Genomic DNA, 21973 nt, shown 5'->3' with positions numbered 1-21973 from the left:
ACCATCACGACCTTCAAATAACTTCCGTGGCATCAAATTATCAATTACTTGATTATTTCCGACCGAAATGAAAATGGATTGAATTTGCGACTACATTTGACAAAGAAATTCCAAGATAGATTCGTCAAGAGAGTACTTAGATTTGACAACTTTTAAAAAGTTGTCAAATCTTAAAAACTTAAAAAATTGTCAAATCTTAAAAAAATTACCCCCCCCCAAACCCCCAATCATTTCTTAAAAATCAACCCTTTCGTTAATTCATTTAGAGCTTTAATCTTGGATTCAAAATCTCCTTTTAGGTCTTTTCGCAAAGTTTCTAAACTATCCAGTGATGTCTGAATATCTTCTGGAATTACTTCTTCTAAAAAGGCCCTTATACGCTTAGCTAAGGTAGGGGATTTACCATTGGTCGATATCGCAATTTTAAGATCTCCCTTTTGAACGATGGAGCCTAAATAAAAATCACATAATAATGGCGTATCTGCCACATTACACAATAAATGTCTTTTCTGAGCTAAGGCTTTGATTTCTACATGCAATTCATATTGATCCGTGGTACAAATGACCAAATCCCTATTCTCCAAATCCGCTTCTTCAAATGCCCGATGGATTAATTTTACATGTGGATATGCCTTCAAATAAGCCAAAATCTCGTCACGAAAAAACGGCGCCACTATACTTATTCTAGCTTCAGGGGAATTTTTCAACATGGCTGAAACCTTTTCTAAAGCTACATTCCCTCCCCCAACCACCAATACGTCTAGTTGTTCCAATTTTAGAAAAACAGGGAATAACTTATTTTGCCCTTCCATCGATTAATTTTAAGCAGTTTTCTTACCCGCCAATTGTCCACAAGCCGCATCTATATCTTTCCCCCTAGAACGGCGAACATTAACAATCATCTTCTTACTTTCTAAAAAGGCGGTAAACTTGGCCAAAGCATCTGCTTCTGCATTCACAAATGTCGCCTGAGCAATCGGATTGTATTCGATGATATTAATCTTGCAAGGTAATTTTCTTGCAAACTCCCACAATTCCTTAGCATCTTCTACCGAATCATTAAACTTATTGAACATGATATACTCTAACGTAATTTCATTTTCAGTCTTATCATAAAAATACCGTAAGGCCTCCGCAAGAGCGACCAACGTGTTTGTCTCATTGATGGGCATTATTTGATTCCTTTTGGTATCGTTCGCCGCATGAAGAGATAATGCCAAATTAAATTTAACTTGATCATCACCCAACTTCTTAATCATTTTTGCTATCCCCGCCGTAGAAACCGTGATGCGTTTAGGAGACATTCCCAATCCATCCGGAGAAGTGATTTCATCAATTGATTTCAACACATTGGCATAATTCAATAAAGGCTCCCCCATTCCCATATAGACAATGTTGGTCAAAGGAATACCATATTTTTCTTGTGCCTGATCTCGAATCAAAACAACTTGATCATAAATTTCAAATGATTCTAGGTTGCGCTTTCGATCCATATAACCCGTAGCACAAAAACTGCAAGTCAAAGAACAACCTACTTGAGATGAAACACAGGCTGTCATTCGCTCCCGGGTGGGAATTAATACCCCTTCTACTAAATGACCATCATGCAATTTAAAACTCGACTTAATGGTTCGATCAGAGCTAACCTGCATGTCTGCAACTTGCACACATTGTAAAGAAAAATGCTGATTTAACCACTCCCTGGTAGTTTTAGGAATATTTCCCATTGCATCAAAACTGCGGGCAGATTTTTTCCATATCCACTCATGAACTTGCTTTGCTCGAAACGCAGGATCTCCATGCTGAATCATTAGCTGCTTCAACTCATCCAAACTGAGCTTTCTAATGGCCCCTAATTCATCTTTCTTGGTTAATTCCGACACATTATTTCTTTAAAAGTTCCCCTACCTTAGTTGAAATGGCTTTCCCATCAGCCAATCCGGCCAATTGCTTACTCGCCACTCCCATAACCTTTCCCATATCTGCTGGACTAATAGCTCCCACTTGACTGATAATGGCTTGTATCTTTTCTGTCAATTCTGAATCACTCAATTGTTTGGGCAAAAACTCCTCAATAATACTTAATTCAGCTTGCTCTTTCTCGGCTAAATCTGGTCTATTCTGAGTTACGTAAACTTCCAAAGAATCCTTACGCTGCTTAGCGGCCTTCATCAAAATCTTCATCTCCGTATCTGCAGATAACTCGCCAGCGTTTGAACCAGAAGTTTCCTCTAATAAAATAAGTGATTTGATAGCCCGCAATGCACGTAGCCTATCGGCATCTTTGGCACGCATCGCGTCTTTGATCCCGTTCTCAATAGTAACTTTTAATGACATGTTTTTATTCTTTAAAATGAGCTTTGACTCCCTCCAAAAATTCTCGATTATTACTCAATCGAGGGACTTTATGCTGACCTCCTAACTTTCCTCTTTCTCGCATCCATGCGTAAAAAGTTCCTTGAGGTGCCTGATGAATAATGGGTGGGCCTAATACCAAATCATACGACCGCTTCGCATCATAATCTGAATTAATCTCGCGGAGGGTTTGATCCAATATCTCCACAAAGGTATGCATTTCTTTTGGTGCTTTTGAAAATTCTATAATCCATTCATGACTTCCCCTTTGCCCTCCATTCATATAATTGGGTGCCGCCGTATATTCCTTGATCACCGAATTCGTCATTAAACAAGCCTTAGAGATAGCCTTTTCTGCATTTTCCATAATGACTTCCTCCCCAAAGGCATTGATAAAATGCTTAGTTCTACCTGATATTTTTATACGATATGGATCTAATGCGGTAAAACGAACAGTATCTCCAATTTTATACCGCCATAAACCGGCATTAGTGCTTATTACCAAAGCGTAATTGACATCCAATTCCACTTGAGTTAAATCAACAATCGTGTCTTGCTCTTCTCCTTCGTCATTTATAGGAATGAATTCATAAAAAATTCCATAATCCAACATCAATAATAATTCATCGTTCAACGATAAATCATCCTGTATTCCAAAGAATCCTTCCGATGCATTATAAATTTCAAGAAAACCTACCCCCTGATCTCTAAATACTTGTTTTTGAAATAATTCCCGATACGGACCAAAGGCCACAGCTCCGTGAATCATAAATTCAAAATTCTCCCAAACCTCCAAAATAGACTTCTTCCCGGTAATTTCTAAGATTTTTTCAATCAAAACCAAGGTCCAAGTGGGAACCCCTAAAATACTCGTTACATTTTCTTTGGATGTCTCCAAGGCCATCCGCTCAATCTTTTGATCCCAATCGTCCATCAAAGCTACCTCCAAAGATGGCGTTCGAATCATTTGGGCCCAAACGGGTAAATTCTTCATAATAACCGCCGAAACATCTCCTACAAGTACATTAGGATTAGTGGGGCAACTAGACAAACTACCACCAATGGATAATCCTTTTCCTTCAAAAACCCTGGTTTCCGGCCTGTTATTAATCAATAAAGTAATCATATCCTTTCCTCCCATCATGTGGCAAGACTCCAAGGACTCCTTAGATACTGGAATGAATTTACTCCGGGCGTTGGTGGTCCCAGATGACTTAGAAAACCAGGTAATGGGGCTATTCCAAAGTATTTGTTGCTCTCCCTGCATCACCCGATCTATATATGGGAATAACTCCTCATAGGTAGAAATAGGCACTTGAGATTTAAATGTAGCGTAGTCGTTAATCTGACCATATCCAAACTTTTTCCCCCATTCCGTTTGTCGACCTGCCTGAACCAATTCTTTCAAACAAATTTCTTGTAAATCCAAAGGACGCGTATAAATGGATTCAATTCTCGACATACGTCGTTTCATGAACCATAATAGTGTTTCATTGAATAGAGAAATACCGTTCGCCATTAATGCATGGGTTTTAAATAATGAGGAACACGGTTTGGATAATCCGTAATGACGGCATCTACCCCCAACTCGGATAATTTGGCAATGGAGTCCGGATCATTGGCTGTCCAGGGTACTACTTTCATGCCATTTTTATGACAAAAAACAACCCATTCAGCACTAAGCGATTGGTAATTAGGGCTATAAATTGCTGGGGTAAATCCCAAATCTTTTAGGGTATTCTCCGGACTTTTTCTTGATACCAATGCGGATAGTAAAATCTGCTTGGGATACTTTCCCGCTTTCATCGATTTATCCCAAAATTTTAAGACTTGAAAATCAAAGCTTTGTAAGATGACAAATTGGGGGTTTACATGCTGACCAATTACCTCCCGAACTTTATCTGAAAACTCCTCTACCGTCTTAGGTTGAGAAATCCCATATTCACCTTCCGCCGATTTGATTTCAATATTGTAATAAATATCCTGGTGATGTTTTTTGCGGTAAGCCTCTCCCAATGCCAAGACTTCTAACAATAGTGGTTTATGGGCCGCCATAGGCTTTTGTTCGGGGAATTGACTATTTCCTCTTTTACCCGTATCAAATTTTTTTATCTCACTGTATGGCATCTGATACAGATTGAACAACTTCTCCTCTTCCTTTAAAACCGCTTGTCCATCTGGCTTGGAACTATAAATGGAATTCATATAGGGTTCATGTGATACAACCACTTGTCCGTCTGCAGAGATGCATACATCCATCTCCAATACTTGAACTCCCGCCTGAAGCGCGCTTTCAAAAGCAGGTAAGGTATTTTCTGGATACAGGCCCCTAAAACCCCGATGGCCTTGGATAAAAGGCATTTGTGCCATAGCTAGGAAATTTAACAAGCATAAAAAACTAAATACTCCTTTGTTCATCGGTGGGAAGTTTCAGGCTTTTTAAATCTTTTTTCCATGATTTGGTTTACCTTATCATACAAGCGTAGAAAATCCTTCGGCTCCTGTACATAGCGATCAAAATTATTCGCAAACTGTAAGGAATCCACTCCGTATTTTTTAAAAATAAGCTTTTCTTGATAATTATATGCCAAAATGGATGAATCAATACTCATAAAATGCATATTAGAAACCCTCGATTCCTCAATATGTATATCCACCAATATTTCCGCTAATTTATCCTCATCAATGGGTTGAGAAGTAGAGGACTCCTTACAAGCCAAGAATCCTAGACATAGTAGGAAATAAATTTTTCTCATGGTTCAAATTTCCCCTTAATTTAGAAAGCTTTTATGGCTTTTCATTCGACTTGCTTAAAAAATAGGTAATTTAGCACGATTCTAAGCCCTCTTTCATTCCATGGATTCGGACATTCATTCCTTTCTTTCCCATGTAGTTCAATTGGAAATTCGCATTAGAAAAGCGATTAATACCCAAATGCACGGGAATTTTTCATCCATTTTCAAAGGGTCAGGATTGGAATTTAGCGATCTGCGCCAATACCATTATGGAGATGATGTTCGGCATATAGACTGGAACACCACAGCAAAAGGTCACGGAACATTTGTTAAATTATTCAAGGAGGAAAAAGAACAAACCGTTTTTTTCTTATTGGATGTTAGTGCCTCTCAACAAGTCGGGCGAAATTCCCAATCTAAACTAAAGACCTTAAAAGAAGTCGCAGGAGTACTTTCTTTTTCGGCCATGCAAGAAGCTAGCCACTTGGGATTTTGTGGGTTTTCAGATAAAAATGAGAAATTCATGCCTCCCGCCATGGGTAAAAAGCATGCCTACCGGGTTATTTCCGAACTGTTTAAAATGGAAGCAGAAAGCACTGGAACCGACTTAAAGGCGGCTCTAGGTTTTACCTTACAAGTGCTTAAAAGACGTAGTTTAATTTTTGTTATATCCGATTTCATTGACGAAAATTATCAGGATTTGTTAAGGGCCATGTCCCAAATGCATGACTTGGTCGTTATTCAAATAATCGATAAACAGGAAATAAAACTGCCCTCATTGGGCATTATTCCTATTTTTGACCCAGAAAGAAAAAGAACGACCTGGGTAAACACTAGTTCCAAATACTTTAAAAACTTACAAAAAGAGCAAGGAGCCCATCAGGCTGAAGAGCTCAAAAATTTGTGTAAACAATGGCAAGCGGATTACATCAGCATTCAAGCTGGAGAAGATTTCGTTCCCACCTTAGTAAAATTGTTTACCGTTAGAAAATAATGCAGCAAAAGCCCATTCAAATCAAAGGCCAATTTTTAGAAGACTCTGTGAAAATAGGACAGCAGATTCACTATAGCCTTTCCGTTCGACATGGCAAAAACCAAGAAATCTTTTTCCCTACGGTCAACCAACATTTTGGTGCTTTTCAAGCGGTAGAAAGAACCTATTTTCCTACGCGGACTGATGCCAGCGGAAGCATAGATTCCGCCGTATATACCTTCAAATTATTTCAAATTGAAAATGAACACAGCCTAGCTATACCTGTTTACCTCATGCAGGAGGCTGATTGTACTAAAATATACCCCTTAAAAGATCGAATTTTCCTGAAGAGACTAGTTCCCCATCCGGAAAAAATCAATTTGGACTCGCTCTACCAACATGTCCCGATAAGTCCTCTACAACCAAAAACTGATTTAAAAAATGTAGTTATCTGGGGTTTGGGCCTGCTAATTTTAAGCGGTTTAATTTATTGGTTCTTAGGCAATAGCCTTAAGAGATGGTTTAAATTATATGTCTTGTGGAGAAAAAATGCTGAATTCCGACGCGTTTACCAACGACTAATTCGGAACATCGAAAACAACCAAGTTGGACTGCAAAATTTAGAACGTGCCTTTTCGCTTTGGAAAAAATATGTAGAAAACTTAACCTTAAAACCATTCACAACTTTTACCACCAAAGAAATGGTGGATACTTTAGAAAATAAAAAATTAGCCAAAGCACTTCATGAATTGGATTCGGCGATTTACGGAGGAAATTTTTCTAGTAAAACCACGGATTCAGTCAATATGCTCTTAGAAATTGCTAATTCCATTTACCAAGGTGAGAGAAAAATCATTTCACAGGAAAATAAAAAGTCATGAAATTTCAGCTATACTTTTCTTGGCAACAATTTCTCTCTTTGTTTTCATACCATTGGGAACATGAAGTATTTCTTTTTCTACTTCCTTTGCCTCTCCTGATTTTTTTAATCCGGTATTTATTAAATAGAAAAAATCAGGCACGAATTACCCTCTCCTTTACTAAACCATTAGTTCAAAACCGTCTAATAAGACTCATTAGCTTTATTCCTGATGTCATTCAAATCCTGCTATTAACCAGTATTATTTTGACATTGGCTGGACCTTATAAAATCAATCCAAAAAGAAAAATACAACCAGATGGCATTGATATGGCCTTAGCCATTGATATTTCATCTTCCATGCTGAACCGAGATGTTAGCCCATCCCGATTGGTCATTGCGAAGCAAGTGGCAACTAGTTTTGTCAAACAAAGAAAAAATGATTTTATCTCCATTGTAGCTTTTGCAGGAGCCCCATATTTAGCCAGTCCCATCACCAACGATTCTATTTACCTGCAAAAGGCGCTACTGGGGCTAGATTCCAAACTAATTAAAGAGGAGGGCACAGCCTTAGGCGATGCCCTTGGAATGTGTATCAATCAGATTAGAGATTCCCCCAATCCTAAAAAAATCAGTATTTTAATTAGTGATGGGAACAATACAGCGGGAAACCTAGATCCATTAACATCAACAGAACTGGCCAAAACCTTTGGTATTAAAGTATATACCATCGCCGTGGGTAGCTTAAAACCTTCCATGGACCCGGTAGATGAAAGCACATTGAGACTAATTGCTGAAAAAAGCAAAGGTAAGTTTTACCGTGCTACAGACCAGAAAAGCTTGAATGCTATCTTTGAAGAAATCAATCAAATGGAGGCCTCCAAAGTGAAAGAAATTTATTGGGAAGAACATCAGGATCAAAGTAAATTCTTCTTTGATTTTGCCTTTATCCTATTCTTCCTAGGCCTGTGCATCAAATTAAGTCCCATCAGTAACATTTTAGAAGATTAATATGGTTCTTTTCCCAAATGCCAAAATCAATATCGGGCTATACATTACTTCCAAAAGACCCGATGGCTTTCATGAATTGGAAACCTGCTTCTTTCATGTGCCCTGGACAGACGTATTAGAAATTACTACCAGTCAACAGTTTGAATTTTCATCCTCAGGATTAGCCATTTCAGGTGAAATGCAAAATAATTTGTGTTTTAGAGCCTATCAAGCATTATCAAAGGATTTCAGTTTAGCTCCTGTACATATTCACCTACATAAAATCATTCCCATGGGTGCCGGATTGGGTGGCGGTTCATCCGATGCCGCCTTCACCTTAATGGGCTTAAGAGATATATTTGAACTGCCTCTTAGCAATGATCAATTAGTTCCTTATGCTCAACAACTTGGAAGTGATTGTGCCTTTTTTCTAAACCAGCAGGCTCAAATAGGCAAAGGAAAAGGGGATGAATTGAGTCCCTTAACTTGTTCCTTGAAGGGGCTACATGCTGTGCTTATCTATCCCAATTTTGGGATTTCAACTCAAGAAGCTTATTCACAAGTGAAGCCCAAAGCTCCCACCTATGATTTGGCCGAATCTATCCTTTTGCCCCTTGAACAATGGAAAGAATATATTTCCAATGATTTTGAGCTAAGTTTATTTCCTAAATATCCTATCCTAGCAGAAATCAAACAAGAATTATACAATCACGGGGCTATATATGCTGCCATGAGCGGTTCTGGATCAACCCTGTTTGGATTATTTAAAAAAGAAGTCGACCTAAATCAATGGGCCGACTTCACCTGTTTCCAAGGAATTATTTCTTAATCCTTGGCAAAAATAGCTTCCAAAGCCGAAGCCCCACTTATGACAACCTTACCTGCTGGTAAAGCTTTTATAGGTTGAACACCCACATATTCCTCATTGGAACTAATTACCTTCACGGGAACTTGTTCCATGGCTCCCTGTGGATTTTCCACATAGATAAATCCACCTTTTCCAACGCGTGCTAGACCCGCTTGAGGAATGGTTTTCATTTTTTGATTCCCTACCAAAATCTTGGCATTGATAAACTGGCCAACTGTAAATCGTACTTCGTCTGCCTCATTGCTAAAATGACCATGTACCGAAGTAGTACGGTTGCTTAGATCCACTTGTTTGCCAATTAAAAATACCTTGCCTTTACCTTCTAAACCTTCGGCTTCAAATTGTATGGTTTGACCTAATTTCAAACTGCCTAAATCCCTCTCAAAGACCTTCAATTCCACATGTTTATGGGCGATGCCCACCAATTTTACTAATTCGTCGGTTGGTTGAACATACTTCCCAATAGACATAAACACATCTACCACATAGCCATCAATGGGGGCCTTGACTTGTAAGAAGGAAGAAATATTGCCTTTGGCCAAAGATTTCAAGTCACATCCCAAAATTTCTAATTTCAAAGCTAATGATTTAACCTGAGCTTGAATATTGGAAAAATCGGCCTCCGCCATTTGAAGCTTCTTTTTGGAACCTACCTCCTCGGTATTCAATACTTGTTGGCGTGATTTCTCCGAAGTCAAATAAGTCAATTGACTCAAGGCTTGAATGTATTCTTGCTGCATTTGAATATAATCCAAACTGGTAATTGTTGCCAAGACCTGGCCCTTGCGAACTTGTTTACCCGGCAATAATTCAAAAGTAGATTTTACATATCCAGCAATGGGTAAGGATATAGAAGCCGATGAAATAGGAGGCACGTCGACCAAGCCGGTACAAGATACTTCGGAAGCCATTTCCCTTTCTTCCAATTCCCCTAACACAATTCCTGCATTTTGCTTTTGCTCAGCAGTTAATTTAATGCTTGAAACGGCACTTTCCGCTTCTGTTGTTGCTGCTTCTTTATTACCACAAGCAAACATGCCTAAAATAAAAAGAAGGGTAATACATGTATTTATGATGCGCTTATTCATTTCCTAAAATAGTTTCAATTTGAATGATGTTTTGATTATACGCCAAAACTTCTTGTAAATATTGTTCTCTAATTTGCCATGCTTGCTGGGTATTTTGAAGCATTTCAACATACTCAATTTCCCCTTGTTGGTAACTTTTCAAAGCCGTTTGAACTAACCATTCTGCCTGTGGAAGGGCAGTTTGTTGGTAGTATTTCAACGAATTTCCAAACTTGCCTAAGGAGATTTGAGCATTTTGCAAATCCGTACTTATCTGACTCATTACCTGGTCCTTTTGACTCACAAAAACCTGTTCTTGTTTTTGCGAGGCTGAAATACGTGCTTTTTGACCTTTGGCAAATATGGGTAAGGCTAAACCAGCTTGAACAAAATTCTGCCCGCCATAATTTTCAATACTTTGAGACGTGGCTCCCACACGAATATCAGGTTTCAATTTATTACGCTCCACCTCTGTCTGAAGTTGGGCATGAACCACTTGTTCCTCCAGCAATTGTAGCGTCGGATTTTTTGATAAATCCACTGAAATAAGAGGCGCTTGCATGGTCAGAGCATTGGAACTTTGAATCTCAAATGGCTCTTTTCTGTTCATCCAATAGGCCAAATTTTGATAATTCGTCTGAATATCTGCCTGCAAAGAGAGTTGTTTCTGTTGGAATTCTCTTAAACGCGCCTCAGCAGCTACCATTTCTAAACGATTAGTTTCCCCTTGTTTAAAGCGTAAACTGGCTGCCTTCAGCATTTGTGTATAGATACTATCTTGTTGATGTAGATATTCCAAATGCTTTTGTTGAATCAATAATTGGTAGTAATACCATTTGACACTTGAAAGAACCAAAATTTGGGTAATCTTCTGCCTCTTTTCTGCCAACATTTTTTGAGATGTAAGCGCCTTTACTTGTGCTCTTAGCAAGGTAGGCCAAGGAATACTTTGAGAAGCAAGGATCGTATAATCCTGACTGAAATACGTTTGAGTTTTACCATATTGAAAATCTATCGTTCCCTTAGGTAACTCTCTCCCGGATTGAATTAAAGCCTCCGCACTTTGAATTTCCAAATTCCCCGTGTTTAACAAGGCATTATGTTGCATAGCCTCTTGCATGCAGCTCGACAAGTTTAAACTAGGTTTGGGAGCTTGTCCGAAACTTGAAAAACTCATCATAAGGCCCGCTAAAATCACCAAGACAATCATGGGTTGCGACTTCAACTTATTTTCTTTTCTGGTCATGACTAAGGAATAAACCACCGGAATTACTACCAAAGTAAGGAAAGTGGCTGTGATCAAACCTCCAATCACCACGGTTGCAAGTGGCCGCTGAACCTCAGCTCCAGGAGATTGACTCAAAGCCATCGGAAGAAAACCTAAAGATGCTACAGAAGCGGTCATAATCACCGGACGGAAACGTAATTCCAAGCCCTTTTTAAGCCGTTCAGCCACGGAATAACCCTCCGTTGCCAATTGTTTGAAAAAGGATAACAGCACTATCCCATTTAAAACAGCTACCCCAAATAGGGCTATGAAACCAATCCCCGCAGAAACGGAAAAGGGCATTCCTCTTAGATACAAGGCCCAAATTCCACCTATGGCTGAAAGAGGAATAGCTAAATAGATAATGGCTGCCTCCAACATGGAATTAAACGTGAAAAACAAAAGAGCAAAAATCAGAGCCAAAGCCAAAGGTACTACCAAGGAAAGCCGGGCTTTTGCTGCTTGTAAGTTTTCAAATGTCCCACCATACTTCACATAGTAACCAGCAGGTAAAGTGATTTTATTCTTCATCACCTTTTCTATGTCTGTTACCACACTTTGTACGTCTCTATTTCTAACATTAATACCAATGGTAATTCGGCGATTGGTATTGTCTCTTGATATTTCTACAGGAGCATTTTGATAATCCACGGTGGCTACTTCTTCCAAAGGAATTTGGGATCCATTTGGCAAATCTAAATACAGCTCTTTCAAATTTTGTATGTCGGCCCGATGGGCAGAATCCATACGAACTACAAGGTCGTATCGTTTTTCTCCCTCCATCACCAAACCTGCCGCTTCTCCAGCAAAAGTCATCTTGACCCGACGATTTACATCTTGTATGCGTAAACCATATTGAGCCATTTTTGCTCGGTTATAGTGAACCACTAATTGAGGGACACCATCTATTTGTTGAACCTTGATATCACCTACACCTTCAATTTTACGAATATATCGAGCTGCCTCCGTTGCTTTCTCGAATAGAATTTCCAAATCTTCTCCGAAAATTTTAATGGCCACGTCAGACTTTACTCCAGCAATTAACTCATTAAAACGCATTTGAATGGGTTGTGTGAATTCAAAGTTGACCTCAGGAAAAGCATCCAACTCACGATCCATTTTCTCTTCTAGCTCTTCCATGGTCTTAGCTTTTTTCCAAACGCTGGGTTCATTTAAAATGATGATTAAATCACAAGCATTAATACCCATGGGATCTGTCGGAATTTCAGAGGCTCCAATCCTAGATACCACTTGTTTAATTTCATCTGGAAATTTTTTGAGCAATAATGCCTGCGCATTGTTATTTACTTCAATACTTTGGGACAAAGAAGCGTTGGTAGGTAGAATGGTTTCTACAGCAAAATCTCCCTCATTCAGTTCTGGAATAAATTCGCCCCCTAAACTTGTAAATAGACCTATACTCGATAAAAAGAGCAGCAAGGAGGCAATAACTACTTTCTTTCGATTACTTAAGGCCCAATTGACCATAGGACTATACTTCCCATATAAAAAGTTCATGATTTTGTCGGCCCAAGTAACATGATGACTCACCTTTTTGCTCAAAAACAAAGAAGACATCATGGGCACGTAGGTTAAAGAAAGAATCAAAGCCCCAAAAATGGCAAAGGAAACCGTTTGTGCCATTGGTCTAAACATCTTTCCCTCAATACCCCCCAAAGCCATGATGGGTAAATACACGATTAAAATGATGATGACTCCAAAAGCGGCTGATTTAAATATGGCCTGAGCAGAAATATTCACCTCTTCATCCATTTCATGTTGACTCAGAACTTCCCCTTTCCTTCTAGAATGAAGTCGATGGATAATGGATTCCACGATAATTACGGCCCCATCGACAATGAGTCCAAAATCAATCGCTCCTAATGACATTAAATTGGCGGAAACACCAAAAATGTGCATCATAGCAAAAGCAAACAACAAGCAAAGAGGAATCATGGAGGCTACGATTAAACCGGCGCGCCAGTTTCCTAAAAGCAAGACAAGAATAAATACGACAATTAGCCCTCCTTCTATTAAGTTTTTCTCTACCGTATTGATGGCCTTGCCAATCAAGATACTTCGATCCAAATAGGCATTAATATGGATTCCTTGAGGAAGTGTTTTTTGAATCAATTCCATTCGATCTTTCACATCCTTCACCACCGTGTTGGCATTGGCACCTTTCAATAATAACATAACGGCACCAACGGCCTCTCCGCGTCCGTTTTTGGTCATGGCACCATAACGAACGGCCTTACCAAATTGAACTTGAGCTACATCCTTGACAAAAACAGGTAATCCACCATCCCCGCGCTGTTTTACCACGGTATTTTCAATATCCGCTAAGGACTGAATCATCCCCTCAGAACGAATAAAATAAGCATCGGTTCCTTTTTCTAAATAACTTCCTCCTGAATTGGAATTGTTATTTTCTAAGGCTGCAAATAGCTCATCAATACTAATATTCATGGCTCGAATACGTTCTGGATTAACAGCAACTTCATACTGTTTGACATAACCTCCAAAAGAACTTACTTCCACCACACCCTTGATGCCCAGCAACTGACGCTTGACAATCCAATCTTGGTATGTCCTTAAATCTGCTAAAGAATATTGGTCTTTAAACTCAGGATCAACATCCAAGGTGTATTGATAAAACTCTCCAAGACCCGTAGTAATTGGAGCCATTTCGGGAATACCCGCTCCTCGCAGCAAATAGGGCTCTGCAGCTTTTAATTTTTCTGAAACTTGCTGCCTGGCTACTTCCATAGCCACTTCATCTTCAAAGACGACCGTGATGATGGATAAACCCATGCGAGAAATGGAGCGAATGTCCTTCACATTGGGGATTGTCCTTAATGATATCTCCAGCGGATATGTAACAAACTTTTCAACTTCTGATGCCGCTAAAGCTGGTGATTGCGTAATCACCTGTACCTGATTGGATGTGATGTCAGGTAATGCATCTATGGGTAAACGGGTAAGCGAATAGCCTCCCCAAGCCACAAGTCCTAAGACGAATAAACCTACGATGAGTTTATTTCGAATACTAAAATATATTATCGAATTAATCATTTTTCAATGGAAAAGGTGAATGTAAGGAAATGAATATCAAAACCTTAGCACCGAGGAGGAGCAATGAGTACTCTTGCTAATGAAAAACGATATAGATTTTGCCAATTGATTAACTGGCGACGCGCCGAAACAAAAAGTAAAGGCAATAGGAAAATCAAATAAATAGATGGGAGTACATAGCCACTTACGCCACTAAAATCAAAACTAGGTAAGCTGGGATGCTTGGTGGTTTTAGCATGTTTCGAATCAGCGGCATAATGCATCCATAAAAAGTCCATAAAACTAAAGCCTGCTGGAGCCTGTCGCTTATGATCTTGAAAGTGTTTTAGCAATTCGTTTGCCTTGAAACTTTGCTCCATTCCCACCTTGGGTATCCAGGATCCCGAAAAGATAATCACAAAAAGGAAAGAGGCTAACCAAGTTTTCATTGCTCAAATGTAGGAAAAAATGGAAATTTTAATGGATATTTATACTCTCAATGTACATTTTTTTGAGACAAAAGCCTAAAAACCAACGATTAATAAGCGAGTATAGCCCCTATTATGGATGAAATAAATATTTTATGGCATCAGTTAACTGATTCTGAAACCATCATTCGCTCTGGCTTACTAGTTATCACATTAATTGTTTTTGCAGAGAATGGACTATTCTTCGCTTTTTTCTTGCCCGGAGATTATCTACTTTTTTTGACTGGAGTTTTTGGAGGAACTGGGGTCCTAAAAGAACCTCTTTCAGGCCTTTTAGCTAGTATTTTTTTAGCCGCGGTCATTGGGTCCCTCGTGGGTTATTTATCCGGTCGTTTCTTTGGCAAATCCCTAGAAAATAGGCCCGATAGTCTCTTTTTTAAGAAAAAACACCTGGATTCAACCCGAGATTTTTTTGATAAGTATGGCTTTATGGCCTTAGTGATTAGTCGCTTTTTGCCTGTTGTCAGAACCTTTACACCCATCTTGGCTGGTATCAGTCGGATGCCTTGGTATAGTTACTTATTACTCAATGTCATCGGTGGGGGATTATGGGTTGGAATTTTGGTTACGTCAGGATACTACCTGGGGCAACATTTCCCTTGGATAATCAATTACGTACATTACATTATTTTGTTTTTCTTAGGAATAACCACCTTTACAGTCATTAAAGGCTATTTAAAAATGAGGCAATAATGGAAGCTTTTGGATATGTCGCGGCCTTTTTGATTGCAGGAATTTTATTTTTGGCATTCATACTAACCTTAGCCAAATGGATAAGGCCCAACCGCCCCAATGTAGAAAAATTAAGTACCTATGAGTCGGGAGAAGCTCCCGTAGGAAATGCCAATATACGGTTCAATCCCCGCTTCTATTTAATTGCCCTTCTTTTTGTTTTGTTCGAAATAGAATTAATCTTTCTTTTTCCTTGGGCCTCGGTTTTCCATCATCCTGACTTAGAAAAAGCCAGTCCCCTTTGGTCTAGTTATGCCTTGGTAGAAATGTTTATTTTCATTGGAGTTTTAGCATTAGGACTTGCCTTAGCTTGGGTAAAAGGTTATTTAAACTGGGAAAAACCTGTAGCCCCCAACCATACAACCGAAAGCCCGATTCCGGATCAAGCTTATCAAAAAATTCGAGATAAATATTCTGCTAAAAACGCTTAATGTGGCGTAGGAACTCCAATCTTATTATTTAAAGTAATTCCCAATACCAATTCATGAGAACCCATGGATTGATTTGCGAGGCCATTCAGATGCAAATCATAAGAATAAGACATGTGCATATTATGCCGCAGTTGTACTCCAAACATGGCAGAATATGATTCTTTATGACGATATCCCAAGCCCATCCAGAATTGTTTATTGAAATCAGCTTTAATATTGCCCTCAATCGACATGGTGCCAGCTTTATAAAATTTAACGATAGCTGCTGGAGAAATCGTGAAAACTTTGGAAGTTCTAAAATGATAACCCACCATGGCAAACATATTGGGCTTCATGGTTCCAGAATATAAGGCCCTTGTCAAGACCTTATTATCGTCAAATTCTGAATTATTGGGCCAATAATACCTCCTACTTAGCGTATCCAAGGCAGAAGGATCTGAACGCTCGTAGGTAAAATTTTCGAATATCAATTGATTGGCAGATAGACCTAAGAAAAACTCACGATTATAATATAGCACACCAACATTAGCTAGCAATTGGCCCGCCGTAAGTGATCCGTAAGGAGTAGGAGCACTGGTAATGGGCGTTCCAGCTGGCGGATCTAAATATAAAATCAGTGGGTCTCCCCCGTCTTTGACATCGAAATTATTCATATTTAAACCCCGCGAATAATAACCCGCCGTAGCTCCTACTGATAATTTATCTTCCCCACCCAAGGAAACATGATACGCATAGGAGCCCCCCACAGAAAATGTAGACATGGGGCCAAACTGGTCAGCTTGAATCTGAAGGCCTAAACCTTGATGAAACTCCCAACGATAATCCTTCTTTCTTCTTCTGGTTGGATTAAAAGACCGACGAATCGTCTTGGACATATAAGGCGTGGGTCCAGTAGAAGTTCTATCCGATTTATCTATGGCCCAGTTGGCCGTCGCATAAAAGGTTTTCATTCCCTCGGCTAAACCTACCCATTGCTGCCTATACCCTACTTTTATATCATTATAATCCTCAAATCCTGCAAAAGCAGGATTATACAGATAACGATTCATCATGAATTGAGTAACTTGAGGTGTTTGTTGAGCTAGGCCCAATTGTGCAACTAGAAATAATAAAAGAAAGACGAAAAATCTCATTAGAAAAATTAGTACCTCAAAAATCTGTTAAATATATTTAATTTCGTTCGAACTTTCTGGAAAACAGTTGGGTTTTTATATATTAACGGCCCTTTCTATTCAACCATATGCCTACCCAAAGCTACCCGCTATCTCATCTTTCTGGTTTCAATTCCTTACTGATTGACTATTTAGAAGAGAAATCTAATTTAAAAAACTTATATCAAAATAGTCCGACCATCTCGGGCTTTAAAAATCAATTAGAAGATAAAAAGCCTTTCCCTTTAGAGCATCGGAAAATATTGGTAAAAGTGTTGGAAGATCAATATCAAGGTCTTGATAACGTTCCAGCTTTGGGAAAATTATTGGATGAAAAAACCTTTACTGTTACCACGGGTCACCAATTAAATTTAATGACAGGGCCCTTGTACGTCATTTATAAAATCGTGTCAACGATTAATCTGGCAAAAAAATTGAAGGCCGAATATCCAAGCTACCACTTTATTCCGGTGTATTGGATGGCGACGGAAGACCATGATTGGGATGAAATTAATCATGTACACCTTCAGGATGCTACTTACGCATGGAATACAGAACAAACAGGGGCAGTAGGAAGATTTTCATTGGAAGGAATGCAAGACTTCCTTCAATCTTTACCCTTTTCTTTACCTGTTTTCCAACAAGCCTATACCCAAAGCAAGACCTTAGCTGAGGCTGTTCGATGTTATATGCACGAACTATTTGGCCAGGAGGGTTTAGTATGTTTAGACGCGGATGATGCGCGATTAAAATCCTTATTTCTCCCTGTGATGGAAGCTGATTTAATGGACCATGTGCATGAATCTTTAGTAGAAAAGCAAAATCAACAATTAAATAATTTGGGATACAAGACTCAAATTAATGCCCGCGGAATCAATTTATTTTATCTACATGATGGCATTAGGGAGCGCATTGAAAAGCAAGGTGATGTATACAAGGTACTAAATCAAGCTATCCAATTTAGTTCACAAGAATTAAAAAACGAGCTAAAGCTACATCCAGAGAGATTTAGCCCGAACGTGGTACTTAGACCTTTGTATCAAGAATATATTTTACCCAATTTGGCTTACTTAGGTGGTCCCGCAGAAGTGGCGTATTGGTTGCAATTAAAAGGCATTTTTGACCAGCATCAAATACTTTACCCCATTCTATTACCCAGAAATTTCGCCCTACTTCTTCCGGGTGTAGAGCAGAAGAGAGTCGAAAAATTAGGCATTTCTATCCCCGATTTATTCCTAGATGAAGCTTCCTTAATTCGGAAATATGTACTGGACAATACCGTTTACAGCCTAGATTTTAAACAAGAAATTGAGGATGTTAATCCTATACTAGAACAAATGATACAAAAAGCCATGCAGGTAGACCCCACCTTAGAAGGTCTGATTTTGGCAGAAAAACAACGTTGGCTTAATGGATTAAATCGAATGGAGAAAAAATTGAAGCGGGCGGAAGAAAAAAACCATGAAACGGCCATTCGACAAATCAAAGAAGTAAAAAATCGGTTATTCCCGCATGGCCAATGGCAGGAAAGATATAATAATCTCCAAGATTTTTACCCAGAAAAACCTAGCCTCATTCAAGACCTTCTGGCCAGTTTTGACCCTTTGAATTTTGAACTTTACGTGATTCCCTTAAAAACTTCCAATGCCTGAGAAACTTAGCCCCGTGGATTTCATCTCCGCTTCTTCCGAAGGGGTTATTTTAGATGTGCGGTCACCTGGAGAGTACGAAAGAGCGCATATTCCAGGTGCAATATCCTTTCCTATGTTCAGTAATGAGGAAAGGGCAGCGGTAGGAACCTGCTATAAAAAAGAAGGAAAAGATAAAGCGGTAGAATTAGGTTTATCCATCGTAGGACCTAAACTTGCCACTTGGGTAAAAACAGCTAAAAAATTAGCTCAAGGAAAACCTTTGCTCGTTCATTGCTGGCGTGGTGGCATGCGCAGCGGTAGTATGGCATGGTTATTAGAAACAGCGGGCCTGCCGGTCAAATTATTGATTGGGGGTTATAAAGCATACCGACATTTGGTTTTAAAAACGTTTGAGGCCCCTATTCCCCTGCGAGTTTTGGGAGGAAAAACAGGAAGTGGTAAAACGGAAATTTTGATTGAAATGAAAAAACGAGGCATACAAGTCATTGATTTGGAAGGTCTCGCCCATCATCGTGGTTCAGCATTTGGGCATTTGGGATTGGCCCCGCAGCCCACCAGTGAGCAATTTGAAAATCTTTTGTTTCATGAATTACGTCAAATGGATTACCAGCAATCTATTTGGGTGGAAGACGAAAGTCGACACATTGGTAAAGTATTCATGAATTTAGAATTTTATAACCAACTTAGAGACGCTCCTGTGTTATTTTTGGACATTGATGCCCAATACCGACTACCTTATTTGGTAGAAGTATATGCCCAATATCCTAAAGAATTGTTAGCTGAGGCCATTGAGAAAATAAAAAAACGACTGGGTGGCCAACATTATCAGAGAGCCTTGGCTAGTTTGGAAATGGGTCAATTTGAAGAGGTGGCAGCAATCACCCTTCAATATTATGACAAAGCCTATTTACACGGATTAGAGCAAAGAGATAAGAATAAAATTCAACGATTAGAAATAGAATCATTAAATACGCAGAAACAAGTTGAGGCTATACTACCTCATTTATTGCAGGCCTAAAAAATTAAGAGCTTATGTTGCCTTCCAAATTCCTAGATACCATTTTAGCCAAGCACGAGCAAACTCGTGATTTTCCTGCTACTTCGGATGTAAAGAAACTATTTACAAAAATTATTCTGACCTTATTTCCAGAACAAACCCGTAAACATTTTTCACAAAAAGAGGAATTGGTAGCGGTATGGGAAAGTATTGAGAATGGATTAGAATCCATGTTACATTCCATGAAGAGTGAATTACCCACGGACCCTCATAGCCTTACTCAATCCTACATGGCTTGTATTCCTAAGGTCTATGAAACCTTATTGACTGATGTAGAGGCAATGGTCAACGGGGATCCTGCTGCCAACACAGATTTTGAGGTCATCCGAACCTATCCTGGATTTTATGCCATGGCATTTTATCGCCTAGCTCATGAGCTCTGCGCGCTAGGTGTTCCTTTAATTCCTCGTATATTAACTGAATATGCCCATTCAAAAACGGGTATTGATATTCATCCAGGGGCACGTATTGGTAGATATTTCTTTATGGATCATGGTACCGGAATTGTTATTGGTGAAACCTGTATCATTGGGGAACGCGTAAAAATCTACCAAGGTGTAACCTTAGGAGCATTGTCCGTGGACAAAAGCATGGCATCTACCAAAAGACATCCAACCATAGAGGATGATGTGGTAATATATTCAGGGGCCACAATTTTAGGAGGCGATACCGTTGTAGGCAAAAACTCCGTTATTGGCGGAAATGTTTGGCTCACCAGAAGTGTTGCACCAAACACCAAAATATATCATCAAGAAAATACAAAAGTTATCCTAGACTAACATGAGCACGCTTTTAGACTTAGTAGGCAATACCCCTTTAGTCGAATTAAATAAATTGCACAACCATAAGCATGTGCAAATTTTTGGAAAACTAGAAGGCAATAATCCAGGTGGTTCTGTCAAAGATCGAGCTGCAAAAAACATGATTGAGTCTGCCTTAAATCGAGGAGATATCCAACCTGGCATGAAGCTCATCGAGGCTACTTCAGGAAATACGGGTATCGCACTAGCCATGATTGCCCGCTTATATAATTTAGAAATAGAATTGGCTATGCCAGCTAATTCCACTAGAGAACGTGTGCTTACCATGGAGGCTTTTGGTGCTAAAGTGACCTTAACCAAAAGTATTGAAGCCGCGCGCGATTATGCTGTTGAAAAAGCTGAAACAGGTGAATATATTTTACTCAATCAATTTGAAAACCCAGATAATTATTTGGCCCATTATAAAACCACAGGTCCTGAAATTTTTCGGGATACCCAAGGTAAAATAACCCATTTTGTAAGTTCCATGGGCACTACTGGAACCATTATGGGGACTTCCATGTACTTGAAAGAACAAAATCCCAACATCCAAATTGTGGGTTGTCAGCCTACGGAGGGCTCTTCAATTCCAGGGATTCGCAGATGGCCTGAAGCTTACCGACCAAAAATATACCAACCTGAGCGCGTAGACCGCATCATGGATATTGCTGAGGAAGAGGCCGTGAATATGACTAGAAAACTAGCAAAAATAGAGGGGGTTTTTGGAGGAATGAGCAGTGGAGGTGCCGTTGCAGCGAGTCTCCGATTAGCCGAAGAATTAGAAGAAGGCGTGATTGTTTGTATCATTTGCGATCGAGGAGACCGCTATTTATCAAGTAACTTATTTGGAGAGTAATACCCCTAATAATTTATAGTGGGTAGCTTTGGCCCAGCGTAATTTTTGACTCCCTTCAATGTAATAGGTTTGTACATGTCCATCTGAAAATGTCATGTGCATATTTTTACTAGTTTCAAATAGAAAGTTCTTTTGAGATACTTCAATCTCCACCCTGGTTGGTCTATTCAAGTCATCTAAATGAACCATGAATTTTTTGACTGGTAAACTTTCTCCCAATTTCAAAGAGTACCAAATCATATCAGGCTCAGATAAATTATCGTAACTTTTTTCAAATGCTGGTTTATTCAAATCAGCTTCTAAAAACAAGGCCCATTCTTTGGACCAATCAATATCCGATACCACTTTTACCTCTTTGGCTCCATCCAAGAATACGGTTTTGTGTACCTTGGGCTTAGTGATTTCAAAAGACTTGATATGGGAATTAAGTAAATCTGCCCAAGCAAAATAGGTATTTTTCGGACTTGATTTACCCGATTCTGTACAAGAAATAAATAGTAAACCCATCAATAAATAGAATAAGGGGGCAAATTGACGGGTATATGAATTCGGATTTCTCAAAACAAGAAGATTGTTTGATGCAGGCATAAAGGTACGGATAATACCTAAATAAGAAATAGAAAAGCCGGCATTTGAAA

At 39.2% G+C, this 21973-nt stretch carries 21 protein-coding genes; 10 read left to right on the top strand and 11 right to left on the bottom strand.

From position 1 onward, the window contains the following. Nucleotides 1–227 precede the first annotated feature (227 nt). From ACST15_RS06510 to ACST15_RS06485, 6 genes are read right to left on the bottom strand one after another with little or no spacing between them, the layout of a single operon-like run. Nucleotides 228–812, bottom strand: coding sequence for a precorrin-2 dehydrogenase/sirohydrochlorin ferrochelatase family protein (locus ACST15_RS06510; RefSeq protein ID WP_459453882.1), 585 nt, complete (start codon nucleotides 810–812; stop codon nucleotides 228–230). 9 nt (nucleotides 813–821) lie between these two features. Beyond that, nucleotides 822–1883 carry a dual-specificity RNA methyltransferase RlmN gene (gene rlmN, locus ACST15_RS06505; protein WP_459453881.1) on the bottom strand — a complete coding sequence of 354 codons (1062 nt, stop codon included), beginning with the start codon at nucleotides 1881–1883 and terminating at the stop codon, nucleotides 822–824. A gap of 1 nt (nucleotide 1884) precedes the next feature. After that, nucleotides 1885–2337 (bottom strand): GatB/YqeY domain-containing protein, encoded by a 453-nt coding sequence (locus ACST15_RS06500; RefSeq protein WP_459453880.1) that lies wholly within the window; start codon nucleotides 2335–2337, stop codon nucleotides 1885–1887. A gap of 4 nt (nucleotides 2338–2341) precedes the next feature. Beyond that, nucleotides 2342–3862, bottom strand: coding sequence for a GH3 auxin-responsive promoter family protein (locus tag ACST15_RS06495; RefSeq protein WP_459454003.1), 1521 nt, complete (start codon nucleotides 3860–3862; stop codon nucleotides 2342–2344). An 11-nt stretch (nucleotides 3863–3873) separates the two neighbouring features. Next, a complete protein-coding gene (locus tag ACST15_RS06490; protein WP_459453879.1) occupies nucleotides 3874–4725 on the bottom strand; it encodes a glycerophosphodiester phosphodiesterase family protein in 852 nt (283 codons plus the stop codon). 44 nt (nucleotides 4726–4769) lie between these two features. Next, on the bottom strand, nucleotides 4770–5111 hold the full coding sequence (locus tag ACST15_RS06485; RefSeq protein WP_459453878.1) for a DUF4296 domain-containing protein: 342 nt from the start codon (nucleotides 5109–5111) through the stop codon (nucleotides 4770–4772). Nucleotides 5112–5211: 100 nt separating this feature from the next. On the opposite strand from ACST15_RS06485, the gene ACST15_RS06480 reads away from it, so the two are divergent. From ACST15_RS06480 to ispE, 4 genes are read left to right on the top strand one after another with little or no spacing between them, the layout of a single operon-like run. Further along, entirely contained in the window at nucleotides 5212–6084 is an 873-nt protein-coding gene (locus ACST15_RS06480) for a DUF58 domain-containing protein (RefSeq protein ID WP_459453877.1), read from the top strand. Continuing rightward, complete coding sequence (locus ACST15_RS06475; protein WP_459453876.1) at nucleotides 6084–6944, top strand: hypothetical protein; 861 nt, start codon at nucleotides 6084–6086, stop codon at nucleotides 6942–6944. The genes ACST15_RS06480 and ACST15_RS06475 overlap by 1 nt, the downstream gene beginning before the upstream one ends. After that, nucleotides 6941–7933, top strand: coding sequence for a VWA domain-containing protein (locus tag ACST15_RS06470; RefSeq protein ID WP_459453875.1), 993 nt, complete (start codon nucleotides 6941–6943; stop codon nucleotides 7931–7933). The genes ACST15_RS06475 and ACST15_RS06470 overlap by 4 nt, the downstream gene beginning before the upstream one ends. A 1-nt stretch (nucleotide 7934) precedes the next feature. Beyond that, nucleotides 7935–8741 carry a 4-(cytidine 5'-diphospho)-2-C-methyl-D-erythritol kinase gene (gene ispE, locus ACST15_RS06465; RefSeq protein WP_459453874.1) on the top strand — a complete coding sequence of 269 codons (807 nt, stop codon included), beginning with the start codon at nucleotides 7935–7937 and terminating at the stop codon, nucleotides 8739–8741. On the opposite strand, the gene ACST15_RS06460 is transcribed toward ispE, so the two are convergent. From ACST15_RS06460 to ACST15_RS06450, 3 genes are read right to left on the bottom strand one after another with little or no spacing between them, the layout of a single operon-like run. Further along, the gene (locus ACST15_RS06460; protein WP_459453873.1) at nucleotides 8738–9868 is read right to left on the bottom strand and encodes an efflux RND transporter periplasmic adaptor subunit; all 1131 of its coding nucleotides are present in this window, start codon (nucleotides 9866–9868) and stop codon (nucleotides 8738–8740) included. The genes ispE and ACST15_RS06460 overlap by 4 nt on opposite strands. Then, complete coding sequence (locus tag ACST15_RS06455; protein WP_459453872.1) at nucleotides 9861–14189, bottom strand: CusA/CzcA family heavy metal efflux RND transporter; 4329 nt, start codon at nucleotides 14187–14189, stop codon at nucleotides 9861–9863. Before ACST15_RS06455 ends, ACST15_RS06460 begins: the two co-directional genes overlap by 8 nt. 44 nt (nucleotides 14190–14233) lie before the next feature. Then, entirely contained in the window at nucleotides 14234–14617 is a 384-nt protein-coding gene (locus tag ACST15_RS06450) for a hypothetical protein (RefSeq protein WP_459453871.1), read from the bottom strand. A 114-nt stretch (nucleotides 14618–14731) separates the two neighbouring features. On the opposite strand from ACST15_RS06450, the gene ACST15_RS06445 reads away from it, so the two are divergent. Together ACST15_RS06445 and ACST15_RS06440 are read left to right on the top strand one after the other, a co-directional pair. Further along, complete coding sequence (locus tag ACST15_RS06445; RefSeq protein ID WP_459453870.1) at nucleotides 14732–15349, top strand: DedA family protein; 618 nt, start codon at nucleotides 14732–14734, stop codon at nucleotides 15347–15349. After that, nucleotides 15349–15819, top strand: a complete 471-nt coding sequence (locus tag ACST15_RS06440) for an NADH-quinone oxidoreductase subunit A (RefSeq protein ID WP_459453869.1) — start codon at nucleotides 15349–15351, stop codon at nucleotides 15817–15819. Before ACST15_RS06445 ends, ACST15_RS06440 begins: the two co-directional genes overlap by 1 nt. On the opposite strand, the gene ACST15_RS06435 is transcribed toward ACST15_RS06440, so the two are convergent. Beyond that, nucleotides 15816–16952, bottom strand: coding sequence for a PorP/SprF family type IX secretion system membrane protein (locus tag ACST15_RS06435; protein WP_459453868.1), 1137 nt, complete (start codon nucleotides 16950–16952; stop codon nucleotides 15816–15818). The genes ACST15_RS06440 and ACST15_RS06435 overlap by 4 nt on opposite strands. A gap of 107 nt (nucleotides 16953–17059) precedes the next feature. Here ACST15_RS06435 and bshC point away from each other — a divergent pair, with 107 nt between their 5' ends. From bshC to cysM, 4 genes are read left to right on the top strand one after another with little or no spacing between them, the layout of a single operon-like run. Beyond that, on the top strand, nucleotides 17060–18622 hold the full coding sequence (bshC, locus tag ACST15_RS06430; RefSeq protein WP_459453867.1) for a bacillithiol biosynthesis cysteine-adding enzyme BshC: 1563 nt from the start codon (nucleotides 17060–17062) through the stop codon (nucleotides 18620–18622). Next, a complete protein-coding gene (gene mnmH, locus ACST15_RS06425; RefSeq protein ID WP_459453866.1) occupies nucleotides 18615–19640 on the top strand; it encodes a tRNA 2-selenouridine(34) synthase MnmH in 1026 nt (341 codons plus the stop codon). The genes bshC and mnmH overlap by 8 nt, the downstream gene beginning before the upstream one ends. A 17-nt stretch (nucleotides 19641–19657) precedes the next feature. Continuing rightward, nucleotides 19658–20458: a serine O-acetyltransferase gene (locus tag ACST15_RS06420; RefSeq protein ID WP_459454002.1), complete on the top strand. Its 801-nt coding sequence runs from the start codon at nucleotides 19658–19660 to the stop codon at nucleotides 20456–20458. Nucleotide 20459: 1 nt separating this feature from the next. After that, complete coding sequence (gene cysM, locus ACST15_RS06415; RefSeq protein ID WP_459453865.1) at nucleotides 20460–21335, top strand: cysteine synthase CysM; 876 nt, start codon at nucleotides 20460–20462, stop codon at nucleotides 21333–21335. Here the strand turns inward: cysM and ACST15_RS06410 are convergent. Beyond that, nucleotides 21321–21896, bottom strand: coding sequence for a hypothetical protein (locus tag ACST15_RS06410; protein WP_459453864.1), 576 nt, complete (start codon nucleotides 21894–21896; stop codon nucleotides 21321–21323). The two genes, cysM and ACST15_RS06410, sit on opposite strands and share 15 nt — an antisense overlap. Nucleotides 21897–21973: the final 77 nt, after the last annotated feature.

Source organism: Aquirufa sp. Wall-65K1 (assembly GCF_054558475.1).
Note: the sequence above shows the minus strand (reverse complement) of the source record. Positions and strands in the feature narration are given on the sequence as shown.

Bases quoted from the DNA above. Each gene is read 5' to 3' on its own strand.
- ACST15_RS06510 (WP_459453882.1), bottom strand. From the start codon at position 812: ATGGAAGGGCAAAATAAGTTATTCCCTGTTTTTCTAAAATTGGAACAA.
- ACST15_RS06500 (WP_459453880.1), bottom strand. From the start codon at position 2,337: ATGTCATTAAAAGTTACTATTGAGAACGGGATCAAAGACGCGATGCGT.
- ACST15_RS06490 (WP_459453879.1), bottom strand. From the start codon at position 4,725: ATGGCACAAATGCCTTTTATCCAAGGCCATCGGGGTTTTAGGGGCCTG.
- ACST15_RS06485 (WP_459453878.1), bottom strand. From the start codon at position 5,111: ATGAGAAAAATTTATTTCCTACTATGTCTAGGATTCTTGGCTTGTAAG.
- ACST15_RS06480 (WP_459453877.1), top strand. From the start codon at position 5,212: ATGGATTCGGACATTCATTCCTTTCTTTCCCATGTAGTTCAATTGGAA.
- ACST15_RS06475 (WP_459453876.1), top strand. From the start codon at position 6,084: ATGCAGCAAAAGCCCATTCAAATCAAAGGCCAATTTTTAGAAGACTCT.
- ACST15_RS06470 (WP_459453875.1), top strand. From the start codon at position 6,941: ATGAAATTTCAGCTATACTTTTCTTGGCAACAATTTCTCTCTTTGTTT.
- ispE (WP_459453874.1), top strand. From the start codon at position 7,935: ATGGTTCTTTTCCCAAATGCCAAAATCAATATCGGGCTATACATTACT.
- ACST15_RS06460 (WP_459453873.1), bottom strand. From the start codon at position 9,868: ATGAATAAGCGCATCATAAATACATGTATTACCCTTCTTTTTATTTTA.
- ACST15_RS06455 (WP_459453872.1), bottom strand. From the start codon at position 14,189: ATGATTAATTCGATAATATATTTTAGTATTCGAAATAAACTCATCGTA.
- ACST15_RS06450 (WP_459453871.1), bottom strand. From the start codon at position 14,617: ATGAAAACTTGGTTAGCCTCTTTCCTTTTTGTGATTATCTTTTCGGGA.
- ACST15_RS06445 (WP_459453870.1), top strand. From the start codon at position 14,732: ATGGATGAAATAAATATTTTATGGCATCAGTTAACTGATTCTGAAACC.
- ACST15_RS06440 (WP_459453869.1), top strand. From the start codon at position 15,349: ATGGAAGCTTTTGGATATGTCGCGGCCTTTTTGATTGCAGGAATTTTA.
- ACST15_RS06435 (WP_459453868.1), bottom strand. From the start codon at position 16,952: ATGAGATTTTTCGTCTTTCTTTTATTATTTCTAGTTGCACAATTGGGC.
- bshC (WP_459453867.1), top strand. From the start codon at position 17,060: ATGCCTACCCAAAGCTACCCGCTATCTCATCTTTCTGGTTTCAATTCC.
- mnmH (WP_459453866.1), top strand. From the start codon at position 18,615: ATGCCTGAGAAACTTAGCCCCGTGGATTTCATCTCCGCTTCTTCCGAA.
- cysM (WP_459453865.1), top strand. From the start codon at position 20,460: ATGAGCACGCTTTTAGACTTAGTAGGCAATACCCCTTTAGTCGAATTA.